The following is a 25,438-nucleotide window of genomic DNA, read 5'->3' as shown; positions in this document are numbered from 1 at the left end:
CGGTCGTCTTGGAGTAGGCTCGTCGACGGCTTTCGCGCAGCGGCTGGGCCTGTGGTTATGGGTCCCGGCCTTCGCCGGGACGACGTCGTAACCGTGGCCGGCATCTCGTTTCAAGAGTAGGCGCATCATGGCGATCACGCTCTCCGCATCCGATGCCCCCTCGCCGCCGCTGTCGGCGCGGTTGTCGCCGCCGCAGGTCTGGGGCATCGCGCTGCTCGTGCCCTACCTGCTCGTGTTCCTCGCCTTCGTGGTCTATCCGGTCTGCTACGGCCTGTGGCTGGCGCGCCAGCCGTCGAACTATGTCGCGCTCTATCACGACCCGATCTTCGCGCGCGCCGCGGTCAACACGCTGATCTTCCTGGTGATCGGCATCAACATCAAGATGCTGATCGCGCTGTTCCTGTCCGGCTTCTTCGCCCAGCAGCGCGCCTGGATCCGGTGGCTGTCGGTGATCTTCATCCTGCCCTGGGCGGTGCCGTCGATCCCGACCATCCTCTCGGTGCGCTTCATGCTCAATCCCGAATGGGGCGTGATCAACCAGCTGATCTTCAAGTTCACCGGCGACGACGGCCCGAACTGGCTGAACGATCCGGCGGTGGCGCTGGCGATGGCGATCGGCGTCCACATCTGGAAGTCGCTGCCGTTCTGGACGCTGATCCTGTTGACCGGACGGCTCGCCATCTCGCAGGACCTCTACGAGGCCTCCGACGTCGACGGCGCCAATTGGTGGCAGAAATTCCGCTACATCACCTGGCCGTCGATGCAGACGCTCTACATCACCTGCACGCTGCTCTCGATGATCTGGACGCTGGGCGACTTCAACAGCGTCTACCTGCTGACCGGCGGCGGCCCCGCCGATCTCACCCATGTGCTGTCGACGCTCGGCATCCGCTATCTCAGGCTCGACCAGCTCTCGCTGGCGATGGCCTCGATCGTCTGCGCCATGCCGTTCGTGCTGCCGCTGGTCTATTTCATGATGAAACGGTTGTCGCGATGAAGCTACCCACCTTGCGCGACGTCGGCACCGAAGCCAAGCTGCTCCTGATCGGCATCCCGGTCTTCATCTGGACCATGATCCCGATCTACCACATGTTCGTGTTCGCGATCTCGCCGAAGGAGGACGCGTTCACCGGCAAGCTGTGGCCTGATCATCCGACGCTGCACAATTTCTCGATCGTGTTCCATCAGCAGCATTACTTCCTGCGCGACTTCTGGATCCAGTTCTGGAATTCGACCGTGATTGCGCTCGCGGTCGGCGCGCTGACGCTGTTCGTCGCCACCGCCGCCGCGTTCTCGATCTCGCGGCTGCGTGTGCCGGGCGGCCGCGCCGTGATGAACATGGCGCTGTTCACCTATTTCATCCCGGCGGCGTTCCTCGCCGTGCCGATGTACCGCACCATGGGTAATTACGGGCTGCTCAACACCCACTGGTCGCTGATCCTGGCGATAGTGACGATCGCCGCGCCCTACGCGATCTGGGTGCTGAAACAGGCGTCCGACAAGCTGCCGGTCGAGCTCGACGAGGCCGCGACGATGGACGGCGCCACCACGCTGCAATTGTTCCGCCTGGTCTATGTGCCCTTGATGATGCCCTCGCTGGTCGCGGTCGGCACTTACGCGATCCTGCTCGCCTGGAACGAATATCTCTACGCGTTCCTGCTGCTGTCAAAGGACACCGACATCACGCTGCCGGTCGCGCTCGGCAACTTCCTCGCCGCCGACGATTCGCCGTGGGAGCTGTTGATGACGACAGGCTTCATCTACGCGCTGCCGCCGGCCGCAGTCTATTACGCCTTCAAGCGCTACATGGTGGGTGGCCTGACGGCGGGCGCCGTCAAGTCGTGAGGTCTGAGCGTTTCGAGAAAAGTAGACGTCCAGCGGCGCGCGCAAGTCTTCTCGCCTCACCGCGCTAGCAACTGACGTGAGGTGAGCACGCTGCGCAGGCTCCCTCCCGCCGGTGGCTCCCTTGCACGGAGATGTTTCCCGCAAGGAAAATGCGTCGAAACAAGAGATTACAGCGGCGCCGCGCTCTCGCCACGCGCGTTCGAGATTTTGGAGGCGAACGACGCCACCACGATGATCACGGCGATCAGCGCGATCACCAAAGTGCAGATCGCGTTGATCTCGGGCTTCACGCCGAGCCGCACTTCGGAGTAGATCCGGATCGGCAAGGTCGCCGAGCCAGGCCCGGTGGTGAAGCTCGCGATCACGACGTCATCGAGCGACAGCGTGAAGGCGAGCATCCAGCCGGCGATGATCGCCGGCACGATCAGCGGCAACGTCACCATCAGGAACGCGCGCACCGGATCGCAGCCGAGGTCCATCGCGGCTTCCTCCAGGCTGCGGTCGAGCGTCGACAGGCGCGACTGCACGATGACGGTGACGAAGCACATCGTCAGCGTGGTGTGGGCGATCGTCACCGTCCAGAAGCCGCGCTCCGCATTGAGCGCCACGAACAGCAAGAGCAGCGACAGGCCGGAGATCACCTCGGGCATCACAAGCGGCGAATACAGCATGCCCGAGAACAGCGCCCGCCCGCGGAACCGCTCGCCCCGTGCCAGCCCGACCGCCGCCAATGTGCCGAGCAGGGTCGCCAGCGTCGCCGACACCGCGCCGACCGACAGGCTCATCCAGGCCGCCTCCAGCATGGCGCGGTCGTTGAAGAACTCCTGGTACCAGCGCAGCGACCAGCCGCCCCACACCGTCACCAGCCGCGAGGCATTGAACGAGTAGATCACCAGGATCACGATTGGCAGATAGAGAAACGCCAAGCCCAACGCCAGCGACGTCATGTTGAAGCGGGTGAGCCTGGTGACGGTGTGCGCCATCAACGGCCTGCCTCGAGTTGGCGCCGTTGCAGGCGGTCATAAAGCACGAGCGGCGGCACCAGCAGCAGCAACAGCGCGACCGCAGCGGCGGACGCCACCGGCCAATCCTTGTTGGTGAAGAACTCGAGCCACAGCGTCTGCCCGATCATCAGCGAGTTGGAGCCGGCGAGCAGGTCGGGAATCACGAACTCGCCGACGATCGGGATGAAGCAGAGCAGCGCGCCGGCGCCGACGCCCGGCAGCGACAGCGGGAACGTCACCAGCCAGAACGCCTGCAACGGCGAGGCGCCGAGATCGCCGGCTGCCTCCAGCAGCGAGGCATCCAGCTTCGAGAGCGTCGCATAGAGCGGCAGGATCATGAACGGCAGGTAAGAATAGACGATACCGAGATACATCGCGCTGTCGGTCGACAGCCAGACCACCGGCGCGGAGACGATGTGCAGCGTGAGGAGAACCTGGTTGAGCAGGCCGTCATGCTGCAAAATGTTGATCCAGGCATAGATGCGGATCAGGAACGAGGTCCAGAACGGCACGATCACCAGCATCATCGCGACGCCCTGCCAGCGTTGCGGCAGCCGCGCCATGCCATAGGCGATCGGGTAGCCGATCAACAGCAGGATCAGCGTCGAGCTCACCGCCACGACGAGGCTGCGCAGATAGGACAGGATGTAGAGATTGTCCTGGACCAGCAGCCGGAAATTGTCGAACGACAATTGCGCGAACGCTGCGGCCAATGCCGCGCGGCCGGCGGTGACATCGAACACCGGCGTATAGGGCGGCTGCGCGATCGCGGTCTGCGACAGGCTGATCTTCAGCACGAAGCCGAACGGCACCAGGAAGAACAGCACCATCCAGAGATAAGGCGCGATCGCGGCAAGCCGCGCCGGCCGGGCAAAGATGCGGCGCGCGCTCATTGCTCCAGCACCAGGCAATCATCGGCGGTGAACCACGCCACCACGCGCTGGCCGGCGAGATAGGCGTCGACATCGAGCCGCGCGGTGTTGGCCATCGACGCGCGCACCACGGCGCCGGTCTCCAGCCTCACCCGATAGCTGGTGACGCCACCGAGATAGTTGACGTCACTGACGACGCCCTCCAGCCGGTTGATCGCATGCGAGCCACCTTCATCCGAGGCCGGCGCGCGGCGCGACAGCTTCACCTTCTCCGGCCGGATCGCGACGCTGACGGCTTGCTTGGTCACCGGCGGCCACAGCTCGCTGACCGCGAGCGTCCCGGCTTCCGCGGTCGAGACCGTCAGACGTCCATTCTCGCGCGCGGCGACCTGGCCGCTAAACAGGTTGATGTCGCCGACGAACTCGGCGATCCAGCGCGAGGCCGGCGCCTCGTAGAGATTTCGCGGGGTGGCGACCTGCACCAGGCGGCCGGCGTCCATCACGCCGATGCGGCCGGCCATCGTCATCGCCTCCTCCTGGTCGTGGGTGACGATGATAAAGGTCATCCCAAGCCGGCGTTGCAGCTCCATCAGTTCGCCTTGCGTGCTCTCGCGCAGCTTCTTGTCGAGCGCGGCGAGCGGCTCGTCGAGCAGCAGCACCTGCGGCCGGCGGGCCAGCGAGCGCGCCAGCGCCACGCGCTGCCGCTGTCCGCCGGAGAGCTGGTCGGGCTTGCGCTTCTCGAGCCCCTCGAGCTTGACGAGCGCGACCATCTCCGCGACACGGGTCGCGATGTCGGCGCGCGCCATGCCGGCACGCTTCAGGCCGAAGGCGATGTTGTCGCGCACCGACAGATGCGGAAACAGCGCATAGTTCTGGAACATCATGTTGACGGGCCGCTCGTGCGGCAGCACCTGGGCGATGTCGCTGCCGCCGAGCAGGATGCGGCCCTCGTCCGGGGTCTCGAAGCCGGCGAGCATGCGCAGCAGCGTGGTCTTGCCGCAGCCGCTCGGGCCGAGCAGCGCGAAGAACTCGCCGGCGCGGATATCGAGCGAGAGCTGGTCGACCGCGCGGAAATTTCCGAACGATTTGGCGACCCCCTCGATCCGCAGCAGCGGCATGTCCGACATGGCCGGTTCGGGCAACGGCCGCGTCGCCTCCGCACTCGCTTCGTCCAATGTCACGTCCAATAGCCCCGATTCCCCGCCGGTTCGACAATGGCCGCAAGCTAGCGGCGGATCGCCAGCGGCTCAACCGCTTCAAGAACATCTCCCGCAATATTGTCGGCGCGCGCACCTCTGCTAGACTTCACAGCCAAACTCGGGAGGACAACCGATGATTCATGACCGCTACGGCCTGCCGCTCACCACGCGCTCGGAACGCGCCGCTGCACATTACATCGACGGCGTCGATCGCATGCTGGCGGCGCTGCACGGCGCCGATGCCGCGTTCGAGGCAGCCATCGCCGAGGACCCGGATTTCGCGCTCGCCCATCTGGGGCGCGCGCGCGTCCACCAGCTCAACATGGAAGGCGCCCAGGCCCGCGCCAAGGCCGCCGATGCTCGGCGGCTCGCGGCGGCCACGAGCCCACGCGAGCGTCAGCACATCGAGATCATCGCGTCGGTGATCGAGGGCCAGGGCAAGAAGGCGATGACGGCAGCCGAACAGCATCTGAGCGAATATCCGCGCGATGCGCAGATCCTCTCGCTGTTGCTCGGCGCCTTCGGCCTCTATGCCTTCTCCGGCCGGTCCGACCACGACGCGGCCCGGCTCACGATCTGCGAACGCTACACCGGCGACTATGGCGACGACTGGTGGTTCCTCACCTATCTCGGCTGGTCGAAGACCGAGGCCGGCGACCTCGTCTCGGGCCGCGCCGTCACAGAGCGCGGCTATGCGCTGAAGCCGGAGAATGCCGGCGCCGCGCACGCGGTGGCGCACGCGCTGTTCGAACAGGGCGACGCGGCGGAAGGCCGCAGCTTCCTCTCTGCGTGGCTGCCGGCGAATGATCGCACCAGCTTCCTGCAAGGCCATCTCGCCTGGCACCTCGCTCTGATCGCGATCGAGGAAGGTGATGCCGACAGTGCGCTCGAGATCTACGAGCAGCACATCAAGCCGGCCAACCGGCCCTATCCGCCGCTCAATATCTACACCGACACGGCCTCGCTGCTGTGGCGGCTGTCGGTCGCCGGCAAGTCCGGTCTCGACGCGCACTGGAAGGATGTCGCCGCCTATGGCGACGGCTACTTCCCCAGGGCCGGCGCGCATTTCGCCGACGTGCACCACGCGCTGGTCGCGGCCACGACCAATAGTGACGCGCTGGAGGCGCGGCTGGCCGAGATGGCGGCGCGCGACGCCGATGGCAAGCTGGCGCCCGGCCCCGCCGCGATCGGGCTCGGCCGGGGCGTTGCGGCCTTCGCGGCCGGCGATCATGACAACGCCGTGCGCATCCTGGCGCCGTTGATGCCGGAACTGGTGCGGATCGGCGGCAGTCACGCACAACGTGAATTGTGGGAAGACACTTTCATCGTCGCATGCCTGCGCGCCGGCCAGGGCCGGCAAGCAACCGGCCTGATCTCGGAACGGCTGCATCGGCGGCCGTCGCGGCGCGACCTCGCCTGGTCGCAGGAGGCGGCACGGCAATAGCCGCTGTCGCGGCTATTCCCGTTTCTTCACACGATTTCTGATTATTGGAAATATATCCCTGAGTTGCCCGACGTGTCAAGTTGACTCGTCGAACGCCGGCCGCCGCCTTTGCATGGGGTTGTTTTCGATATTTTGGCCGCGTGCAGCCGCGGCGGTGTGTCAGCCAGCTCCGACGGAGGCAAAGAAGTGTTCGGGTCCATCGACCTCGACCAGCTTCCTGCCTTCGATCACCCAGAACCGGTTGGCCACCGACCGCACGAACTGGCGGTCATGCGACACCAACAGGCAGCTGGCCTGCTGCTCCATCAGCTCCTCCTCCAGCGTCTCCTGACCCTCGATGTCGAGATGGTTGGTCGGCTCGTCGAGCAGATGGAAGTTCGGCTGGGTCAGCCGCAGCACCAGCATGCCGAGGCGCGCCTTCTGGCCGCCCGATAGCCGCCCGATCGGACGGCCCTGCATCTCGATCGAGAGACCGGCGCCGGCGAGCAGGCCGCGCGCACGCTGGTCGCCGACCTCGAAGCGCCGCGTCAGCATCTGCATCGGCGTGTCGCTGTCTGTGAGGTCGGCCAGCGCCTGGTCGCAATAGCCGAGCACCAATGACTCGGTGGCCCTGATCTCGGGTGCTGCCGCCTCCGGGGTCTCGATTGCCAGCCGCAGCGCCGCGACGAACCTCGTCTTGCCGGCGCCGTTCGGCCCCAGCAGCGCGATGCGGTCACCCTTGCAGATGAACTGCTGGCCGGTCCTGAACAACGGCCGGCCGTCGGGCGTTGTGATCGCGGCGTTGTTGAGCCTGACCAGAACCTTGGCATGGGTGTCGCGATTGGCGAGCCTGATGGTTCCCGCCGAGCGCTCGACATGCGCGGGCTTCGTCGCCTCCTCCAGTTTCTCGGCGCGCTGCTTCAGCTGCTTGGTCTTCGACAGCAGCAGGTCGCTGCCGGAGTTGATACCGAGGTTGTTGAGCTTCGCGGCCTGCTGCCGGAGCTGCCGGACGGCCTTCATGTCGCGCTGATAGCGCCGCTCGTCGGAGGCATCGAACTCATCGACCGCCGCGCGCGCCGCGGTGTAGGGCAACGCATACAGCTGCGAGCGCTCCGGGCGCAGGAACAGCGTCCGGTTGGTGACGGCGTCGAGGAAAGCCCGATCATGGCTTGCGATCACCACCGGCATCTCGCGCGGCAGCGTGTTCAGCCAGGCTTCGAGCCTGTTGATCTTGGCGAGGTCGAGATGGTTGGTCGGCTCGTCGAGCAGCAGCAGGTCCGGCTCGGTCACCAGCGTGCGCGCCAGCAGCGCAAACCGAAGCCAGCCGCCGCTCAGCTGCTTCAGCGGCCTCTCCCACAGCTCGTCGGGCACGTCGAGCGATTGCAGGGCGACGTCGACCCGCCAGCCTTCGCTGGCGCGCTGCTCGGCGGGCAGCGCTTCGAGCACGGCGGCATGGAACGGTGCATCCAGCAGCCGCGCTGGCGCATCCTGCTCGACATGGCCGACGGTCAATCCGCGGGCACGGGTGATGTCGCCTTCGTTCGGCTCCATCGCACCGGCGATGCAGCGCAGCAGCGTGGATTTGCCGCGCCCGTTGGCGGCCACGAGGCCGATCCGGTCACCGGCGTTGACGACAAGGTTCAGTTCGGAAAACAGCGGCGCGTTCAGCGTCACGCCGAGACTGCGTAGATTGAGGAGGGTCACGATCGTTCTCTGGTCTTGCCGGCCATCACGACATCCCGAGGCGTCCAGCCATCGGATGCGTGTGTCGAAGCGCGGCGAGGGATTCATGTACAGGCACGAACGCTCAGACGTTCGATGCCGCACGGCCACGAAGGGCAGACCAGGAAGAGATTTTACGCGAGTTTCCGGTCAGCCCTGCAAACGCATTTGCAGGGCGTTGACGGGGCCACGCCTGAAGTGGTGATCGAGAAATGTCGCCACGACGCAGCCCTCCTTTCTCGGCTGAAACGATGTTGACGGTCCATGATGTAATGGCCGACGGAGCGGATGGCAAGCGCATCGGTCCAGCGCGGACTGGCGGATCAGGCCAATCTACCCGGCCTTGAGCACGATTTCGGCGGGGGCCTCGCCGCCGACCAGCGCGGCAAATTGGCCGATCGGGGCCGGCCGGCCGATCAGATAGCCCTGTACCGCGTCGCAGCCTTCTTCGGAGAGGAAGCCAAGCTGCGCCTCGGTCTCGACGCCTTCGGCGACGATCGACATTTCGAGGCCGTGGCCGAGATCGATCACCGCGCGCACGATCGCGGCCGATTGCGGGTTGCGGCCGAGGTTGATGACGAAGGCGCGGTCGATCTTGATCTTGTCGAACGGGAACGCCTGCAGATAGCTCAGCGAGGAATAACCGCTGCCGAAATCATCCATCGAGATGCGGACGCCGAGCGCCTTCAGCCGCCGCAGCAGCGACAGGCCACGATCGAAATCCTCGATCAGCACGCCTTCGGTGATTTCGAGTTCGAGCCGGTCCGGGGTGAGCCCGGTCTCCAGCAGGATCGAATGGACCAGGCCGACGAGGTCGCCATGGGTGAATTGCGCCGGCGACAGGTTCACCGCGACCTGCAGCGGAACCGTCCATGAGGCGGCCTCCCGGCAGGCTTCGCGCAGGATCCATTCGCCCATCTCGACGATCAGGCCGCTTTCCTCGGCGATCGGAATGAAGTCGCCGGGCGGCACGAAGCCGCGCACCGGATGGTGCCAGCGCGCCAACGCCTCGAAGCCGATGATTTCGCTGGCCGCGACGCTCGCGCCTGCGACGGCCTGCGGCTGGTAATAGAGCGACAATTCGCCGTTCTTGATCGCGACCGACAGCTCCTGGTGCAGCACGCGGCGATCGCGGATCTGCTGGTCCATGTCCGGCTCGAACAGCGAGATCGTACCGCGCGACTTCGCCTTGGCGCGGAACAGCGCCGCGCCGGAATTGGCCAGCAGCGAGGCCGCGTCGGAGCCGTTGTGCGGGAACACCGCGATGCCGGTGGTCAGGCCGGTCCGCACCGACTTGCCGTCGATCGCGAAGTCCTGCCCGAGCGCCTCGGCCGCCTGTTCGGCCAGTGCGATGCCCGCGGCGGGCTGCTTGCCGTCGATGATGAGGCCGAATTCGTCGCCCGACAGCCGCGCCACCACGCCACCGCGCGCCGCACCTTGCAGCCGCTGCGCGACCTCGATCAACACCTTGTCGCCGGTCGCATGACCATAGACGTCGTTGATCTCCTTCAACCCGTCGAGGTCGACGCAGAGCACGGCGAACTCCTCGTCGGTGCCGGCGCAGGCTTCGATCATCTGGGTCAGCGCCTGGAGGAAAGCAGCGCGGTTCGGCAGGTCGGTCAGGCCGTCATGATAGGCCATGTGCGCCATCCGCGACTCGGTCTGGCGCCGGTCGGTGACGTCCTCATGGGTCTTGATCAGGTATTGCGGCTCGCCGGCGTCGTCGAGCACGGTCATGCGGCGGGTCAGGAACAGCCGCAGGCCATCCTTGGTCGAGATCGGGTGCTCCTCCGCGATCATGCTGCGCTTGCGGATCGCAGCCTCATCGCGGGCGATGATCAGTTTGGCTTCGCGCTGGTTGAAAATGTCGGCGGCGGTCAGGCCAGCGGCATCCTCGCGGCGGCGGTTGAGGATCGTCTCGGCGCTGCGGTTGGCCAGCAGATAGCGGCCGTCGCTGACACGCTGCACGATCAGCGAGACCGGGATGTTGTCGACCACGAGCTCGAGGAATTTCTTGCTGTTCTCCAGTTCGCGCGACAGCGAGCGGCGGTCGGTGACGTCGTCGAACAGCGCGATCAGGAATTCCGGCTTGCCGGTCTCGTTGCGGGCAACGACCCGATTCGACGCGAGGACGCGCTTCTGCGAGCCGCGTTCGACCACGAATTCGCTGCGATGATAGCCTTCCGGCGCATTCAGCGCCGCACGGTCGGCGGCCTCGATGCTGGTCGCGGTCTCGGGTCGGAAGATCTCGTCGGCACGCTTGCCCACGATGTGGTCGCGCGAGAAACGGGAGAACCGCTCGAATGCGCGGTTGGCGAAGATGTAGCGGCCGTCCTCGATGTTCTTGGCCGCAACGCAGACCGGAACGTTGTCGAGCACCGATTCCAGGAATTGCGTGGTCGAGGCGAGCTTGCGCGACAGCTTGCGCTGGTCGGTGCAATCGAGATGGGTCGCGACCGAGCCGCCGTTCGGCAGCGGAAAATATCTCACCAGCACCGACCTGCCGCCCGGCAGTTCCGTGACCAGCCCGTCCGGTGCCGCCGCCCTGGCAAAGAAATCCTCGGCGCTGACGTCGAGCACACCGCGGTCGCGGCGCAGCTCCAGCAATTCGGTGCCGGTCATGTTGCGCCTGATATCGGCGCGCGACAGGCCGTAGATCTCGAGATAGCGGTCGTTGCAAAATACGATGCGCTCGCGCACATCGGTCATCACCACGCCCTGGTTCAGATGATTGAGGGCCGAGGAGACGAAGGCGTTGCGCCGCAATTGGGCGCGTCGGGCCTTGCGCAGTGCCGAGAGGATCCAGAGCCCGATCGCGCCGAGGAACGAGGCAACCACCACGCTGCCGATCAACAGCTCCCAGACCACGCCGGGATCGAGGTCACCGAGATAGCTCGACGGTGCGAACGCATTGGAGGCGGCCCGGGCCGTGGCGACAGGCGCAACAGCGGCAACCAGGCAAACGACGACCCTTGCCGGAATCGAATTCTTCCCGCCCGCCTGCCACTTTCTGCCAGCCATCAATCACCCGCGGATTTCGGGGCGAGTGTCCGGCTCCTGCGGTTTGGATCGGGTAAACAGGCACCAACGCAACCTGAAAATGTGACTCAATTTACGGCAATTGCCCTGACATGATTAATGCTCCGCTAACAGGACATGGCTCCCCGACTAATTGAGATGGCCCAACCACTTGCCCAAAACGAACGGATCGGCAGAACGATGCTGGCGCACGACGGCGAGCCGGTGGCCGCGCGAAATTTCAGGACCTGAAGGACGAGATGGACAAGGTTGATTGCGTGGTCGTCGGTGCGGGGGTGATCGGCCTCGCGGTGGCGCGCCGGCTGGCACAGGCCGGCCGCGAAGTCATTGTGATCGAGGAGGCCGAAGGGATCGGCACCGTGACCTCGTCGCGCAACAGCGAGGTGATCCACGCCGGGATCTATTACAAGGCCGGCAGCCTGATGGCGCGGATGTGCGTCAGCGGCAAGCGGGCGCTCTACCGCTACTGCGCCGAACACGGCGTCCCGCACAAGAATTGCGGCAAGCTGATCGTCGCGACCACGCCCGCGGAGACCGAGAAACTACAGTCGATCCGGGCCCATGCCGCCGCCAACGGCGTCGACGACATGCAAGTATTGTCCGGCGACGCAGCCCGCGCGCTGGAGCCGGCGCTGAACTGCGACGCGGCGCTGCTATCACCCTCCACCGGGATCATCGACAGCCATGCCTACATGCTGGCGCTGCGCGGCGACGCCGAGGCGGCCGGCGCGGCATTCGCCTTCCATACGCCGCTGCTCCACGCCAGGGCCACGGCAAACGGGTTCGAGGTCGAGGCCGGCGGCGCGGCGCCGATGACGCTCGCCTGCGATCTCCTGATCAATGCCGCGGGCCTGGGTGCAACCGCGGTCGCGCGCGGTATCGAAGGCATGCCGATCGAACTGATACCGACGGCCTATCTGGCCAAAGGCAACTACTTCAGTTGCAGCGCCCGAGCCCCCTTCTCGCGGCTGATCTATCCGGTGCCGGAACCGGGCGGGCTCGGCGTGCACCTGACGCTCGACATGGCCGGCCAGGCAAGGTTCGGTCCCGACGTCGAATGGATCGATCACATCGACTATGCCGTCGATCCGGATCGGGCCGAGCGGTTCTATCCGGCGATCCGGAGATACTGGCCGACCCTGCCGGACGGCGCGCTGATGCCGAGCTATTCGGGAATCCGGCCCAAGATCGTGCCGCCGGCGGTCGCGACCCAGGATTTCCTGATCCAGGGACCGGCCGACCACGGCGTCGCCGGCCTGATCAACCTGTTCGGGATCGAATCGCCCGGACTGACGTCATCGCTCGCGGTCGCCGACCATGTCGGCGATCTGGCGGGGCTCTGAGCAAATGCAGCATAGCCCCCGAGGGATGCGCGCTTCGGCGTTCATCCCTCGGCGAAAGGCCAATCTATTCGCTAGTTTGCGGGGGGCTGACTTAGTGGACCGTGTCGTCGGCGGAAAGCTTCAACCGCTCGATCTGGTCCTTGACCATTAGTTTGCGGCGCTTCAGCTCGCAAATATGCAGGTCGTCTACGGAGGGGTGAACGAGCGCTTCGTGCAGTTCGTTCTCGAGTATTTTGTGCTTACGCTCCAACTCAACGAGATGGGCCTGTATTGCCATTGCGAACACTCCTCGGTGCGTTAAACCTCAGGTTCGATCCGGACCAATAAGTGTACACAAGTGGGCGGTGCTGTCGATAGGGGACGCGATATGCCGCACGCACGCATTTCGGTTTATCTGTAACCAAATGTGATTATGGAACCAGTCCGGCTTGCGCGGCGCGCGCACAGGGACGATATTCCGGCGAACCGCTGCTTCGGCCGCAACAACCTCGTCGTGCTTACCAGTTAATACACAACCATGAACGATCAGGATGAGCGCGAACTCCTTGCCGAGCTTGCGCGTCTGCAACAAGAGCACCGCGACCTCGATGCCGCGATCGACGCGCTGCATCAGTCGCCGGCGCCGGATCTCCTGATGCTGCAACGCCTAAAGAAGCGGAAGCTGCAATTGCGCGATCGCATCGCCTTCATCGAAGACCAGATCACGCCCGACATCATCGCCTGACGCACGCCTGTTGGGTTCGGCGACCCGCCGGTTCAACGTCGGCCGGGGTTTTCCCCATCATCCACAGCGCCACGCCGGCTTCACGTTCGCGGCAATGGACGCGCGCGCGGCTTTCGACGCTTGACTCCAAAGGAACAAAATAAGAACATACTAATCCAGCCGCCAGCCATCAGAGGGAACCCGCCATGTCTGCTCCGCCTTCTCCGCCCGACAACAGCCGCTACGAGAAGGCCTGCGACCAGGCGATCGCGATGTGCGACGGCAACCTGCGTAGCACCATCAAGGCCCTGATCATGGCCAACGAATATCTCGAAGCCGAACTGGAGGAATTGCAGGCCGCGATCACCGCCGGCTGCGTGCCGGCGCGGACCCAGCCGGCGAGCGACGCCGCCTGATTTCTCAGGGAGCACAGCGATGGCCGATGTCACCTATTACGTCGCGTTGCCTTTCATGCAGGACGACGACGGCACCCCGGTCGCCGGCAACGCCGAGGAATGCCAGAGTTCGGCGATTGCGCTGCGCCGCGCCGAGACGATGTCGCGGATGCCCGGCAGCATCGGCGCCGTCGCATTCAGCCGCACCGGCGACCCCGCGATCGGCGAATTCGGCGACGCCAAGCTGCTGCGGGCCTACGGCAACGTGCCGGAGGATCTGAGCGCGCTTTAGCCTTGGGATTGATCGCCAGGTTCGTGGCGCCGCTGTGCCTTGCGTACATACATCGCACGGTCGGCCTCATCGAGGACGCGGTCGATATCGGAATGTGCGGTGATGATCGCGACGCCCGCGGAGGCGCCAGCGGTGACACGGTTGCCACGGAATACGAAGGCGAGTTGATCGATCGCCTGTTCCAGCGCGGCGGCCTTGGCGCGGGCATCGATCTCGCTGAGATTCCACAGCAGCACGGCGAACTCGTCACCGCCGAGCCGGCCGATCACATCGGAGGCGCGCACCTGGTCCGATATCGCTGCGACGATCGTCTTCAGCACCGCGTCACCGGCTGCGTGTCCGAACGCATCGTTGATCGGCTTGAGGCGGTCGACGTCGAGCACGATCAGCGCGCCGGAGGCCTGATAGCGCTTGATGAAGGAGAGCGAGCGGATGAGCTCGCGCTCGAAACCGCGGCGGTTCAGGATGCCGAGCAGGAAGTCGGTCTCGGCGGAGGCTTGCAGTTCCTCGATCCGGGCCTGGGCCCGCACCAGTTGCGCCCGCAGACGGCGGATCGTGGATTTGTCGCCGGATGCGACCGCACCTCGCGTGGTAGCTTCCGCTCCAGCCGCCTTGGTTCCAGTCCGCTTGGTTCCGGCCTGCTTGGTTCCAGTCTGCTTGGTTCCAGTCTTGCCGGGTGCGGATTTGCGCACGGGAGCTGCGCCTTTCCGTCGTTTTGCGGCCCCGGACGCGGCCGCGGTCGTCTTCTTCTTCATGCGCATCCTTGTTGAGGCCTGCTTATGAAGGCTTGCCGGGATTCACCAAGACAGGATAGTGCATTCTAACTCCCTTGCCACGCCTTGGATGCCGCCCGGGCCGCCCCTATAATCGGCCTATGCTTTTGGATTCCTGCACAGAATTGAAGAGATGACCGCTCCGATCGCCATCATCATGGGAAGCCAGTCCGACTGGGAAACCATGCGCCACGCCGCCGAGACGCTGGCCGCGCTCGGTATTGCCTGCGAAACGCGCATTGTTTCGGCCCACCGCACCCCGGATCGGCTCTATGCCTTTGCCAAGGGCGCCAAGGCGGCCGGCCACAAGGTGATCATTGCCGGCGCCGGTGGTGCCGCGCACCTGCCGGGCATGACCGCTGCGCTGACGGAGCTTCCGGTGCTCGGAGTTCCCGTCGAATCCAAGGCGCTGTCCGGCGTCGATTCGCTCTATTCGATCGTGCAGATGCCGGCCGGCATCCCGGTCGGGACGCTGGCGATCGGCAAAGCCGGCGCGATCAATGCCGCATTGCTCGCGGCGAGCGTGCTCGCGCTGAACGATCCCGCTTTGTCGGCCCGGCTTGCGGCCTGGCGAAAGCAGCAGACCGACGCGGTCAAGGACCAACCGGAGGGCTCGGCGTGACGGCTTCCCATCCAGTGAAGCTGAAGCCGGGCGACACCATTGGAATCCTCGGCGGCGGCCAATTGGGCCGGATGCTGGCGATGGCCGCGGCGCGCCTTGGGCTGCGCTGCGAGGTGTTCTCACCGGATCCGGATTCGCCGGCCTTCGACGTGGTGCAGCACGCGACCTGCGCCGAATATGCCGATGTCGAGGCGCTCGAACTGTTCGCCAACGACGTCGACGTCGTCACCTACGAGTTCGAGAACGTGCCGGCCGCGACTGCCATGGTGCTGGCCGCACGCCGCCCGGTGCTGCCCGCCTACAAGATCCTCGAGACCACGCAGGACCGGCTGATCGAGAAGGATTTCGTCAGCAAGCTCGGCATCGGCACCGCCGCCTATGCCGACGTCTCCTCGGTCGCCACGCTACGCAGCGCGATCGAACGGATCGGCCTGCCTGCCGTCATCAAGACCCGCCGCTTCGGTTATGATGGCAAGGGCCAGGCCATCATCCGCGCCGGCGACGACCTCGACCAGGTCTGGGACGATCTCGGCACCAAGTCGGCCATCCTCGAGGCCTTCGTGCCGTTCGAGCGCGAAATCTCGGTGATCGCGGCACGCTCGGCGTCGGGCGAGGTCGAATGCTTCGACGTCACCGAGAACGAGCACCGCGATCACATATTGAAGATTTCCCGCGCACCGGCTGCGATTCCCGACGAGCTCGCCGCGCAGGCCCGGGCAATCGCCGAGAAGATCGCCGCGGCGCTCGACTATGTCGGCGTGCTCGGGGTCGAGATGTTCGTGGTGCCCGGCAACGGCACCGCGACGGTGCTGGTCAACGAGATCGCACCACGCGTGCACAATTCCGGTCACTGGACGCTCGACGGCGCCTCGATCTCGCAGTTCGAACAGCACATCCGCGCGATCGCCGGCTGGCCGCTCGGCAAGCCGGTGCGCCACGGTGAGGTCACCATGACCAACCTGATTGGCGACGACATCCTGAGCTACGAGCAGTGGCTCGCCGTTCCCGGCGCCACCGTGCATCTGTACGGCAAGGGCACGCCGCGTCCCGGCCGCAAGATGGGCCACGTCACCGAGGTGACGCCGCCCCGCAAGCCGTAGCTCCAACCGGCAGCCGCCTTCGCTTGATCGATGGAAATGGGATCGTGCGAGCACGATCCCATTCGCCGATCAGGCCGTCTTCACGCCGGCGACGATGCCGGTGGGCTCGTCGCTGAGCCAGCGATAGATCACGCCGCCGAGCGCGCCGCCGATCAGGGGCGCAACCCAGAACAGCCAGAGCTGCCCCAGCGCCCAGCCGCCCACGAACAACGCCGGTCCGGTGCTGCGCGCCGGGTTCACCGAGGTGTTGGTGACGGGAATGCTGACGAGATGGATCATCACCAGCGCGAGCCCGATCGCGAGTGGCGCGAAGCCGGCCGGCGCCTTGCCATGGGTCGATCCCATGATGATGAACAGGAACATCATGGTCATCACCACTTCGGTGATGAAGCACACCACCATGCTGTACTGGCCCGGCGAATGCGCATCATAGCCGTTGGAGGCGAAGCCCTTGCTGACATCGAAGCCGGGTGCGCCGCTGGCGATCACATAGAGCAGCCAGGCCGCGATGATCGCGCCGGCGACCTGCGCGATGATGTAGGGCAGCACCTGGCCGCCCGGAAAACGCCCGCCCGCGGCGAGCCCGACCGTCACGGCCGGATTGAGGTGACATCCCGAGATATGGCCGATGGCATAGGCCATGGTGACGACGCTCAACCCGAACGCCAGTGACACGCCGACGAGGCCGATTCCGACCTGCGGAAAGCCGGCCGCGATGACAGCGCTGCCGCAGCCAGCGAATGTGAGCCAGAACGTACCGATCAGTTCGGCAGCGTATTTCTTCATATCCATGTGGCATCTCCCCTATTTCCAATGTCCGGAGTTATCAAAAACTCTGGGAGCGGCCTCGATCCTGGCGCCAAACCACCCAAATCAGGGCTGCACAAAGGCATTTTCGCCGCATTTCGTGGCTTTACTAGGCCCGAAAGTCACTCGACCGGTGGACATCCGCGCGTTTGTCTGGTACATGCGCGCGCCTAGGGTTTAGAGGCAGGCCTTTGCCGCCCCTTCACCTCGCCAGAATTCCGAACCGATCAATTCAAAAGAGGATGCCGCGTGCAGGTTCTCGTCCGCGATAACAATGTCGACCAAGCCCTGAAGGCGCTGAAGAAGAAGATGCAGCGCGAGGGCATTTTCCGCGAGATGAAGCTCCGCGGTCACTACGAAAAGCCCTCCGAGAAGAAGGCCCGCGAAAAGGCCGAAGCCGTGCGCCGCGCGCGCAAGCTGGCGCGCAAGAAGCTGCAGCGCGAAGGCCTGCTGCCGATGAAGCCGAAGCCGGTGTTCGGTGCTGGTGCGGGTGGCGATCGCGGTGGCCGTCCCGGTGGTGCAGGCGCTGGTCGCGGCCCTCGCTGAACCGTTTTGCCGATCTGAATACCTAACAGCGCGGGCCCCGGGCCCGCGTTGTCGTTTTGAAGCAGGCCGCGTTCCGGGGTACCCATGCAAGATCACCGGCTGGAGCATTTTGCATGACGGAGGCTCCGGCCCCCCGCGCCCTCGTCCAAAAATCAGCGCAACGCCATCGCGCGGCGCAACTCGTCGTCATCGCGGTGGTTCTCGGTCTGCCGCTCGGGGGCTGCTCCTTCGACCTGGGATCGTGGGGCTCAGACGACAAGCCGAAGCCCGCTGCCACCCCCGATAAGCCGGCCGCCGATGCGGTCACCCCGCAGGACGTCAGCACCGCCAAGGACCATGTCACGCGTGGCCAGGTGCTGGCGCATTCCGGCAAGCTCGATGAGGCGATGACGGAGTTCGAGCAGGCGCTGACGGCCGATCCCTACAACATCCAGGCGCTGTATGGCCGTGCCCTGATCTATCAGGGCCGCGGCCAGCATCAGCAGGCGATCGACGATTTCACGGCGGCGAGCAGGCTGGCGCCCCAGAAGGCCGAGCCGCTGGTCGGCCGCGCCACGAGCTACCTGGCACTCGACAGGGGCAAGGAAGCCGCCACCGACCTCGATGAAGCCGTGCAGGCCGATCCCAACAACGTTGCGGCGTGGACCGCGCGGGGTCAGGCCTACGAGCGGCTCGGCGACAAAGCCAAGGCGGCGGCGTCCTACAGTCGCGCGCTCGCGCTGCGGCCGAATGACGGGAACGCGCGCAACGGGCTGGCCCGCACCGGCGGCTAGAGCACGATCCGGAAAGATGGAAACCGGCTTTCCGAACAGATCATGCTCAACATGATCTGATGGTTCGGATTATTTCGGCAGGACGGCGTGGAACATCGACTTCATGCCGGAGAACATGTCGTCGGTCACCGACGAGCGCTCGCTCTTGGGCACCGGCATGACGGCGTCGGCGCGCAGATCGAGCGGGGCCTGCAACACCGGAACCGGGATGTCGGCCGGCGGCGTCAACCGATTCGAATCCTGGGCGTTGGCCTGAGCGTCGGCGGCGTAGGGCGGCCGCGACTGCGAGGACTGATCGACGTTCTCACCCGACGGGTTCGACACCATGATCGGGGGCGGCAGCGGCCGGATCGCCGACGTGGCCGGCGGACGCTGCGCCTCGGGCAGACGGGCGAGATCGGTGCGCTGTGCGTCCTGGGAGCGCGTAGCGTCCTGGGAGCGCGCGGCATCCTGGGAACGCGCAGCCTCTTGCGGACGCTCCTTGCGCAGCCGTTCGATGGCGGCACGCGCGAGATCGTTGGCGTCGCGATTCTCCTCCGGCGCGACTGCGGCCTCGACAGGCTGCGGTGCGGCCGCAGGCGTCACCTTCGCGACCGCCTTCGGCGCCGCCTGGTGATGACGCGAATCAGCGGGGATGCTGGCCGTCTCGGCGGGTGCGTCAGCCTTGAGGTCGGCTGATTTCTCGGCGGGCTTCTCGGTGACGGTGGCCTTCTCGGATGCCGACCGCTCGATCAGCGTGCGCTCGGACATGCCCTTGGCCTTCACGCCGGCTTCGGGGAGGCTGCTGACGACGGTGGGCTTTTCGGCGGGCTTCTCAACGGTCTTGGCGGCGGTCACGGCAGCGGTGGCCGGCGCTTCCGGCCTGGCCACGATGTAGTGATTGACGATGTATGCCCCGATGATGGTCGCCGCCACCGAGGGCAAGATGTCCATCACAAATTTCTTCAGGTAACTCAGCATGACCTGCCACTCCCCGCCCCTTTATTTCATGCTGGAACTTTGAGGCACATTCAGGGATCAACTGCGTCGGATCGGTGGCAAACCCCCGTTCCGACGTCACCTTTGGTGTCACTTTGGTTTCAGCCGGAGGCGTCCCCTGCGCAAGGCCGCGTCCGGCTTTTAGATCATCGTGCAGACGTTAACGGCTTATGAATTTCCACAACGGCGCGTGCTCGGAGCTGCCATTCGAACTTTGCAGAGTTCCGGTCCGCCTCAGGGCTTGAGTTCGACCTCGAGGAACACGATCTCGCTGGCGGTCTCGTTGAGGACATCGTGCTGGACCCCGGCTTTGCGGAAATACGACTTGCCGGCCCCAAGCTGGGCCTTGGAACGCTCGCCATTCGGCGCCACGATCGTCATCTCGCCGGCGGTGATCGGAACGATGACATAGTCCATCTCGTGGGTATGCGGACCGGTTGCGCTGCCCGGCGCGAGCCGCCACTCGGTCACACGGACCTCGGCGGTATCGACCTGAACATCCGATTTGGCGCTGAGCATCGTCACGTCTCCAAGTTTCTTGTTTGAACGGATCGCGCGCTACGGCACGAACACCATGAACACGAACACCGCGAACACCACCATGTGAACGAGCCCGAACAGGATGTTGGTGCGACCGGTTCCGAAGGTGAGCATGCTGACCATGAAGGTCAGCAGCAGGATCAGCATATGCTGGTTGCTGAGGCCGAGCACCAGTTCCTTGTCGAGCGCATAGGCGGCCACGGCAACGGCGGGAACCGTGAGCCCGATGGTCGCGATCGAGGAGCCGAGCGCAAGGTTGATGCTCTTCTGCAGGTCGTTCTTGCGCGCGGCCGATACCGCGGCAACGCTTTCCGGCAACAGGATCAGGGCCGCCACCACCAGGCCGGCAAAGGCCGGCGGCGCGCCGATCTTGACCGTGACGACATCGACCACCAGCGAGAATTTCTTGGCCAGCAGCACCACCGCCAGCAGCGACACCAGCAGCAGGGCAACGCTGATCGCCGTCTCGCGGTCCGACATCACCTCGCCATGCGCCGCCGCCTCATTGGCGCCGCTGACGAAGTAATCGCGGTGGCGGATGGTCTGGGTGTACAGGAACACCGCATAGAGCAGCAGCGTCACGACGCTGATTACCGCGAGCTGGGCGGTGGAATACATCGGTCCCGGCGCGGTGAGGGTGAAATTCGGCATGTCCAGCGTGATGGTCGCGAGCACGAACAGCACGCTGAGATAGAGGTTGGCACCGGTGATCTGGAAATCCTGCTCGCGGTAGCGGATGCCGCCAATGAAGATGCAGAGCCCGACCAGGCCGTTGCAGACGATCATCACCACCGCGAACACGGTGTCGCGCGCCAGCGTCGGCGCCGGGGTGTCGCCCAGCATGATGGTCGCGATCAGCGCCACCTCGATGATCGTGACCGCGAGCGTCAGCAGCAGCGTGCCGAATGGCTCGCCAATCCGCTCGGCGATCATTTCGGCGTGGTGGACCGCCGCGAATACGGTGCCGAACAGGATGACGAGCAACACGGCCGCGAACAGCCAGCCTCCCGCCGATGGCGCGAAGACGTAACCTGAGGCCGAGACCGCGGCGAACAACAACACCGCCAGAATGGGATACAGCCAAGCCGACCGTGGCATCGGTCCGTGTGCGCTCATATTGTCCGACCTCTCAATTCGACTGGCGCGAGTATGCGACAGACAATCGCCGCCGTCAGCCTCCCGCGGCGTCGATAAACCGCCTTGCGATCGCCATCGCACCGAAATCGTCGAGATTGTCATGCCCGCCACCGGGCAGGCGCACGAATTGCTTGGGCTCATGGGCGAGGCCGAACAGGCGCTCGCCGAAACGGATCGGGATCACCGGATCGGCGGTGCCATGCATGATCAGGAGCGGCGCCTTGACGCCGGTGATCCGCCGGTCGGAATGGAATTGGTCCCGCATCAGCAGGCTGACCGGCACATACCAGAACAGCGCGCCCGCGACGTCGACCGTCGACGTGTAAGGCGCCTCCAGGATCAGCCTGCCGACCGGATGCCCGGCGGCGAGCGCCACCGCAACGCCGGTGCCGAGCGAGAATCCCCAGGCCACGATCTGCTCGGCACGGTAGCGCGCGGTGGCGAAGGCGTAAGCCGCCGCGACGTCCTGGAGCAGTCCCTGCTCGCTCGGAGATCCGCTCGAGCCGGCATAGCCGCGATAGGACAGCGCCACCAGCCCGGTGCCGTCGGCCGTGATGGCCTTGAAGCGCGCCACGCGGCCGGCAAGGAAATCGCCATTGCCGGGAAAGAACAGCACGACCGGCCGGCCCGGCTTCGCCGGCACGTGCCAGACGATGACCTTCTCGCCGTCGGCGGTGGTCAGGACATGCTCCTCCGCGTCCGGAAGACCGGCGGCCGCCGGTGCCGTCCGTCCGACCGGCGGCGCCGGAAACAGCAAGTCACGCTGCTTGAGGTACAGCACCGCGAGCCCGCCCAGATAGACGACCACTGCCGCGACCAGGAGCCATTTCAGGATTGCGAGAGCCAGCGTCATCACCAGTGACCGCGGCTATTTTTTGCCGCGGAGCTTCCGCCGCTTCTCGACGTCAGCCTTGATGCTGTCAGGAACCGGACGGCAGGCGCAGGCCGCCACATGCGCGACATGCCACTCGATCCGCTGTTCGCGCGTCGCCCGGGGCGGCATGCGATGCGCGCGATGCCACTCCCGGTTCAGCGCCATCGCGATCGGTCCTACATCGCCTTGACGATGTTCTCGGTGACCTTCTTGGCGTCGCCGAGCAGCATCATGGTGTTGTCGCGATAGAACAGCGGGTTGTCGATGCCGGCATAGCCCGAGGCCAGCGAGCGCTTGATGAACATCACGGTGCCGGCCTTCCACACCTGCAACACCGGCATGCCGTAGATCGGCGAGGTCTTGTCCTCTTCGGCCGCCGGGTTGGTGACGTCGTTGGCGCCGATCACGAACGCGATGTCGGCCTGCGCGAACTCCGAGTTGATGTCCTCGAGCTCGAACACCTCGTCATAGGGCACGTTGGCCTCGGCCAGCAGCACGTTCATGTGGCCGGGCATGCGGCCCGCCACCGGGTGGATGGCGTACTTCACCTCGACGCCTTCCTTCTTCAGCAGGTCGGCCATCTCGCGCAGCGCGTGCTGGGCCTGCGCCACCGCCATGCCGTAGCCCGGCACGATGATGACCTTGGAGGCGTTCTTCATGATGAAGGCGGCGTCGTCGGCCGAGCCGAGCTTGGCCGGCTTCTGCTCGCCCGAGCCGCCGCCGGCGGCCGCGGTCTCGCCGCCGAAGCCGCCGAGGATCACCGAGATGAACGAGCGGTTCATCGCGTGGCACATGATGTAGGACAGGATCGCGCCGCTTGATCCGACCAGCGCGCCGGTGATGATCAGCGCCGAGTTGCCGAGCGTGAAGCCGATGCCGGCCGCGGCCCAACCGGAGTACGAGTTCAGCATCGAGATCACGACCGGCATGTCGGCGCCGCCGATCGGGATGATCATCAAGACGCCGAGCGCCAGCGCCAGGATCACGATCATCCAGAAGTCGAACGCGCTGCCCGACAGCACGAGACCGACGATGAAGAACACCAGCGCCAGCGCCAGCACGATGTTGATGACGTGGCGGAACGGCAGGATGATCGGTGCACCGCTCATCCTGGCCGACAGCTTCAGGAACGCGATCACCGAGCCGGTGAAGGTCAACGCGCCGATCGCAACCCCGAGCGACATCTCGACCAGGCTCTGCGGATGGATGTTGCCTGATGTGCCGATGTCGAACGCCTCGGGCGCATAGAACGCACCGGCGGCGACCAGCACCGCGGCCATGCCGACCAGCGAGTGGAACGCGGCGACGAGCTCCGGCATCGAGGTCATCGGCACCCGGCGGGCGATCACCGCACCGATGCCGCCGCCGATCGCGACCGCGAGGATCACCAGCAGCCAGGCCACGCCGTCGGCCGGCGGATGGGCCGCAAGCGTCGTGCCGACCGCGATCGCCATGCCGATCATGCCGAACATGTTGCCCTGGCGCGACGACGCCGGGCTCGACAGCCCGCGCAGCGACAGGATGAACAGCACCCCCGCCACGAGATACAACAGTGCAGAGAGATTGGCGCTCATCTCAGGTCCCCCAAATCCTTACATCACCCCGAGGTGTGCCGTTTACTTGGCTTTCTTCTTGTACATCGCCAGCATGCGCTGGGTGACCAGGAAGCCGCCGAAGATGTTCACGCAGGCGAAGATCAGCGCCACGAAGCCGAAGCCGCGGGCCCAGCCCGAGCCGCTCGACACCATGCCGACGCCGACCGCGAGCAGCGCACCGACCACGATCACCGAGGAGATCGCGTTGGTCACGCTCATCAGCGGCGTGTGCAGCGCAGGCGTCACCGACCACACCACGAAATAGCCGACGAACACGGCGAGCACGAAGATCGACAGCCGGAACACAAAGGGATCGACGGCCTGCGCGAGATGCTCCATGGCTTGGCTCCTTACTTCGGCTGGAAGTTGGGATGGATGACGGCGCCGTCCTTGGTCAGCGCGGTGGCCTTCACCAGCTCGTCGTCCCAATTGACCGCGAGCGCCTTGCTGGCCTTGTCGACCATGGTCTCGATGAACGAGAACAGGTTGCGCGCGTAGAGGCTGGAGGCCGAGGCCGCGACCCGGCCGGCGACATTGGTGTAGCCGACGATCTTGATGCCGTCGGTCTCGACCACCTCGCCCGCCTTGGCGCCCTCGACATTGCCGCCGCGCTCGACCGCGAGATCGACCAGCACCGAGCCGGGCTTCATCGACTTCACCATCTCGCCCGAGACCAGCTTCGGCGCCGGACGGCCCGGGATCAGCGCGGTGGTGATCACGATGTCCTGCTTTTTGATGTGCTCGGCGGTCAGCGCGGCCTGCTTGGCCTGGTACTCCTTGGACATCTCCTTGGCGTAGCCGCCGGCGGTCTGCGCGTTCTTGAACTCCTCGTCCTCGACGGCGAGGAATTTGGCGCCGAGGCTCTCCACCTGCTCCTTGGTCGCCGGCCGCACGTCCGTCGCGGTCACCACCGCGCCGAGCCGCCGCGCCGTCGCGATCGCCTGCAACCCGGCGACGCCGACGCCCATCACGAACACTTTCGCAGCCGGAACGGTGCCCGCCGCGGTCATCATCATCGGGAAGGCGCGGCCGAACGCCTCGGCGCCCTCGATCACGGCCCGATAGCCGGCCAGGTTGGCCTGCGACGACAGCACGTCCATCACCTGGGCGCGGGTGATGCGCGGCATCAATTCCATCGCGAACGCCGACACCCCGGCATCGGCCATCGCCTTCAGCGCCGCCTCGTTGCCGTAGGGATCCATGATCGCGATCACCAGCGCGCCGCGCTTGTACTGCGACAGCTCGGTGGCTTCCGGCCGCTTCACCTTGATGATGATGTCGGCGTCCTTCAGCGCATCGGCGCTGACGGTGGCGCCCACGGCCGTGAACTCCGAATCGGGCAGCCCCGACTTGATCCCCGCCCCCGGCTCGACCGCGACCTCGGCGCCCAGCGCCTTGAACTTCTTCACGGTGTCCGGCGAGGCCGCAACCCGCGGCTCCGACGGATCGATTTCCTTCGCTACGGCAATCTTCATGGGCCCTCCGGCGGCGCGAGCGGCGCACGCGTCTTCAAACTAGCGTTATTTTCGCCAGATTGGATACCCCGGTTTTTGCAGCCGGGTTCGACAGGAATTCCACACCGCCGCAGGACGGCGATGCGGCAAGCCGACCTCTAGGGGATCAGACCAGGAAGTAGGCCATCAGGATGAGGATGATGGCAACGGCGATGCTGCCGTATTTGACGAGCTTGATAAACCCTTCATAGGTCTGCTCGTGCGCCACGTAATCGTTGCCGTCGGCGGTCGTGTAGGCCACTTCGCTATGGTCTGCCATCGCTGTCCCCAGTCAGAAATTCGCGTTCCGCGAGCCATTACCGCAAACGGGTTGGCAGGGCAACGGCGCGGTCCCGATCGGGT

General features: G+C 65.5%; 28 protein-coding genes. 11 read left to right on the top strand and 17 right to left on the bottom strand.

Annotated elements, in window-relative coordinates; all coding sequences use genetic code 11:
- The first annotated feature begins 127 nt into the window (after positions 1 to 127).
- Together CWS35_RS12215 and CWS35_RS12210 are read left to right on the top strand one after the other, a co-directional pair.
- Positions 128 to 997, top strand: a complete 870-nt coding sequence (locus CWS35_RS12215; RefSeq protein ID WP_024583715.1) for a carbohydrate ABC transporter permease — start codon at positions 128 to 130, stop codon at positions 995 to 997.
- Positions 994 to 1,845, top strand: a complete 852-nt coding sequence (locus CWS35_RS12210; RefSeq protein WP_100952021.1) for a carbohydrate ABC transporter permease — start codon at positions 994 to 996, stop codon at positions 1,843 to 1,845. The genes CWS35_RS12215 and CWS35_RS12210 overlap by 4 nt, the downstream gene beginning before the upstream one ends.
- A gap of 167 nt (positions 1,846 to 2,012) precedes the next feature.
- Here CWS35_RS12210 and CWS35_RS12205 read toward each other — a convergent pair whose 3' ends face one another.
- From CWS35_RS12205 to CWS35_RS12195, 3 genes are read right to left on the bottom strand one after another with little or no spacing between them, the layout of a single operon-like run.
- On the bottom strand, positions 2,013 to 2,828 hold the full coding sequence (locus CWS35_RS12205) for an ABC transporter permease (RefSeq protein ID WP_100952020.1): 816 nt from the start codon (positions 2,826 to 2,828) through the stop codon (positions 2,013 to 2,015).
- Positions 2,828 to 3,742 (bottom strand): ABC transporter permease, encoded by a 915-nt coding sequence (locus CWS35_RS12200; protein ID WP_100952019.1) that lies wholly within the window; start codon positions 3,740 to 3,742, stop codon positions 2,828 to 2,830. The genes CWS35_RS12205 and CWS35_RS12200 overlap by 1 nt, the downstream gene beginning before the upstream one ends.
- Complete coding sequence (locus tag CWS35_RS12195) at positions 3,739 to 4,848, bottom strand: ABC transporter ATP-binding protein (RefSeq protein WP_245439041.1); 1,110 nt, start codon at positions 4,846 to 4,848, stop codon at positions 3,739 to 3,741. Before CWS35_RS12195 ends, CWS35_RS12200 begins: the two co-directional genes overlap by 4 nt.
- Positions 4,849 to 5,134: 286 nt before the next feature.
- Between CWS35_RS12195 and CWS35_RS12190 the strand changes: the two genes are divergently transcribed.
- Complete coding sequence (locus tag CWS35_RS12190) at positions 5,135 to 6,364, top strand: tetratricopeptide repeat protein (protein ID WP_100956274.1); 1,230 nt, start codon at positions 5,135 to 5,137, stop codon at positions 6,362 to 6,364.
- Between the two features lie 159 nt (positions 6,365 to 6,523).
- Here CWS35_RS12190 and CWS35_RS12185 read toward each other — a convergent pair whose 3' ends face one another.
- Both CWS35_RS12185 and CWS35_RS12180 read right to left on the bottom strand, forming a co-directional pair.
- Complete coding sequence (locus tag CWS35_RS12185; RefSeq protein ID WP_245438944.1) at positions 6,524 to 8,047, bottom strand: ABC-F family ATP-binding cassette domain-containing protein; 1,524 nt, start codon at positions 8,045 to 8,047, stop codon at positions 6,524 to 6,526.
- A 351-nt stretch (positions 8,048 to 8,398) separates the two neighbouring features.
- A complete protein-coding gene (locus tag CWS35_RS12180) occupies positions 8,399 to 11,086 on the bottom strand; it encodes an EAL domain-containing protein (RefSeq protein WP_100952017.1) in 2,688 nt (895 codons plus the stop codon).
- A gap of 245 nt (positions 11,087 to 11,331) precedes the next feature.
- On the opposite strand from CWS35_RS12180, the gene CWS35_RS12175 reads away from it, so the two are divergent.
- The gene (locus CWS35_RS12175) at positions 11,332 to 12,447 is read left to right on the top strand and encodes an NAD(P)/FAD-dependent oxidoreductase (RefSeq protein ID WP_371682867.1); all 1,116 of its coding nucleotides are present in this window, start codon (positions 11,332 to 11,334) and stop codon (positions 12,445 to 12,447) included.
- Positions 12,448 to 12,538: 91 nt separating this feature from the next.
- On the opposite strand, the gene CWS35_RS12170 is transcribed toward CWS35_RS12175, so the two are convergent.
- Entirely contained in the window at positions 12,539 to 12,724 is a 186-nt protein-coding gene (locus CWS35_RS12170; RefSeq protein ID WP_024583706.1) for a YdcH family protein, read from the bottom strand.
- Positions 12,725 to 12,964: 240 nt separating this feature from the next.
- Here CWS35_RS12170 and CWS35_RS12165 point away from each other — a divergent pair, with 240 nt between their 5' ends.
- The 3 genes from CWS35_RS12165 to CWS35_RS12155 all read left to right on the top strand — a co-directional run bounded on the left by CWS35_RS12165 (position 12,965) and on the right by CWS35_RS12155 (position 13,837).
- Entirely contained in the window at positions 12,965 to 13,171 is a 207-nt protein-coding gene (locus tag CWS35_RS12165; RefSeq protein WP_024583705.1) for a YdcH family protein, read from the top strand.
- Between the two features lie 185 nt (positions 13,172 to 13,356).
- Positions 13,357 to 13,566, top strand: coding sequence for a hypothetical protein (locus CWS35_RS12160; protein WP_024583704.1), 210 nt, complete (start codon positions 13,357 to 13,359; stop codon positions 13,564 to 13,566).
- Positions 13,567 to 13,585: 19 nt separating this feature from the next.
- Positions 13,586 to 13,837, top strand: coding sequence for a hypothetical protein (locus CWS35_RS12155; RefSeq protein WP_024583703.1), 252 nt, complete (start codon positions 13,586 to 13,588; stop codon positions 13,835 to 13,837).
- Here CWS35_RS12155 and CWS35_RS12150 read toward each other — a convergent pair.
- A complete protein-coding gene (locus tag CWS35_RS12150; RefSeq protein WP_100952015.1) occupies positions 13,834 to 14,598 on the bottom strand; it encodes a GGDEF domain-containing protein in 765 nt (254 codons plus the stop codon). The two genes, CWS35_RS12155 and CWS35_RS12150, sit on opposite strands and share 4 nt — an antisense overlap.
- A 145-nt stretch (positions 14,599 to 14,743) precedes the next feature.
- Between CWS35_RS12150 and purE the strand changes: the two genes are divergently transcribed.
- Positions 14,744 to 15,232 carry a 5-(carboxyamino)imidazole ribonucleotide mutase gene (gene purE, locus CWS35_RS12145; RefSeq protein WP_100952014.1) on the top strand — a complete coding sequence of 163 codons (489 nt, stop codon included), beginning with the start codon at positions 14,744 to 14,746 and terminating at the stop codon, positions 15,230 to 15,232.
- A complete protein-coding gene (locus tag CWS35_RS12140; protein ID WP_100952013.1) occupies positions 15,229 to 16,332 on the top strand; it encodes a 5-(carboxyamino)imidazole ribonucleotide synthase in 1,104 nt (367 codons plus the stop codon). The genes purE and CWS35_RS12140 overlap by 4 nt, the downstream gene beginning before the upstream one ends.
- Before the next feature lie 69 nt (positions 16,333 to 16,401).
- Here the strand turns inward: CWS35_RS12140 and aqpZ are convergent, their stop codons facing one another.
- The gene (gene aqpZ, locus CWS35_RS12135; protein ID WP_100952012.1) at positions 16,402 to 17,124 is read right to left on the bottom strand and encodes an aquaporin Z; all 723 of its coding nucleotides are present in this window, start codon (positions 17,122 to 17,124) and stop codon (positions 16,402 to 16,404) included.
- Between the two features lie 264 nt (positions 17,125 to 17,388).
- On the opposite strand from aqpZ, the gene rpsU reads away from it, so the two are divergent.
- On the top strand, positions 17,389 to 17,685 hold the full coding sequence (rpsU, locus tag CWS35_RS12130) for a 30S ribosomal protein S21 (protein WP_024583698.1): 297 nt from the start codon (positions 17,389 to 17,391) through the stop codon (positions 17,683 to 17,685).
- A gap of 113 nt (positions 17,686 to 17,798) precedes the next feature.
- A complete protein-coding gene (locus tag CWS35_RS12125; protein ID WP_100952011.1) occupies positions 17,799 to 18,458 on the top strand; it encodes a tetratricopeptide repeat protein in 660 nt (219 codons plus the stop codon).
- Positions 18,459 to 18,527: 69 nt separating this feature from the next.
- Here CWS35_RS12125 and CWS35_RS12120 read toward each other — a convergent pair whose 3' ends face one another.
- From CWS35_RS12120 to CWS35_RS12085, 9 genes are all read right to left on the bottom strand, one after another.
- On the bottom strand, positions 18,528 to 19,418 hold the full coding sequence (locus CWS35_RS12120) for a hypothetical protein (RefSeq protein WP_024583696.1): 891 nt from the start codon (positions 19,416 to 19,418) through the stop codon (positions 18,528 to 18,530).
- A 252-nt stretch (positions 19,419 to 19,670) separates the two neighbouring features.
- Entirely contained in the window at positions 19,671 to 19,955 is a 285-nt protein-coding gene (locus tag CWS35_RS12115) for a cupin domain-containing protein (protein WP_024583695.1), read from the bottom strand.
- A 39-nt stretch (positions 19,956 to 19,994) separates the two neighbouring features.
- Positions 19,995 to 21,092, bottom strand: a complete 1,098-nt coding sequence (locus tag CWS35_RS12110) for a calcium:proton antiporter (protein ID WP_024583694.1) — start codon at positions 21,090 to 21,092, stop codon at positions 19,995 to 19,997.
- A 55-nt stretch (positions 21,093 to 21,147) separates the two neighbouring features.
- Complete coding sequence (locus tag CWS35_RS12105; RefSeq protein WP_100952010.1) at positions 21,148 to 21,966, bottom strand: alpha/beta hydrolase; 819 nt, start codon at positions 21,964 to 21,966, stop codon at positions 21,148 to 21,150.
- 15 nt (positions 21,967 to 21,981) lie between these two features.
- On the bottom strand, positions 21,982 to 22,152 hold the full coding sequence (locus tag CWS35_RS39480; RefSeq protein ID WP_168226312.1) for a hypothetical protein: 171 nt from the start codon (positions 22,150 to 22,152) through the stop codon (positions 21,982 to 21,984).
- An 11-nt stretch (positions 22,153 to 22,163) separates the two neighbouring features.
- Positions 22,164 to 23,561, bottom strand: a complete 1,398-nt coding sequence (locus CWS35_RS12100) for an NAD(P)(+) transhydrogenase (Re/Si-specific) subunit beta (RefSeq protein ID WP_100554770.1) — start codon at positions 23,559 to 23,561, stop codon at positions 22,164 to 22,166.
- Positions 23,562 to 23,603: 42 nt separating this feature from the next.
- Entirely contained in the window at positions 23,604 to 23,921 is a 318-nt protein-coding gene (locus CWS35_RS12095) for a proton-translocating transhydrogenase family protein (RefSeq protein ID WP_016841609.1), read from the bottom strand.
- 11 nt (positions 23,922 to 23,932) lie between these two features.
- Entirely contained in the window at positions 23,933 to 25,057 is a 1,125-nt protein-coding gene (locus CWS35_RS12090; RefSeq protein WP_100952009.1) for a Re/Si-specific NAD(P)(+) transhydrogenase subunit alpha, read from the bottom strand.
- Between the two features lie 145 nt (positions 25,058 to 25,202).
- Entirely contained in the window at positions 25,203 to 25,355 is a 153-nt protein-coding gene (locus CWS35_RS12085) for an aa3-type cytochrome c oxidase subunit IV (protein WP_024584943.1), read from the bottom strand.
- Positions 25,356 to 25,438: the final 83 nt, after the last annotated feature.

Source organism: Bradyrhizobium sp. SK17, from assembly GCF_002831585.1.
In the GTDB taxonomy this organism is placed as follows: Bacteria; Pseudomonadota; Alphaproteobacteria; order Rhizobiales; family Xanthobacteraceae; genus Bradyrhizobium.
Note: the sequence above shows the minus strand (reverse complement) of the source record. Positions and strands in the feature narration are given on the sequence as shown.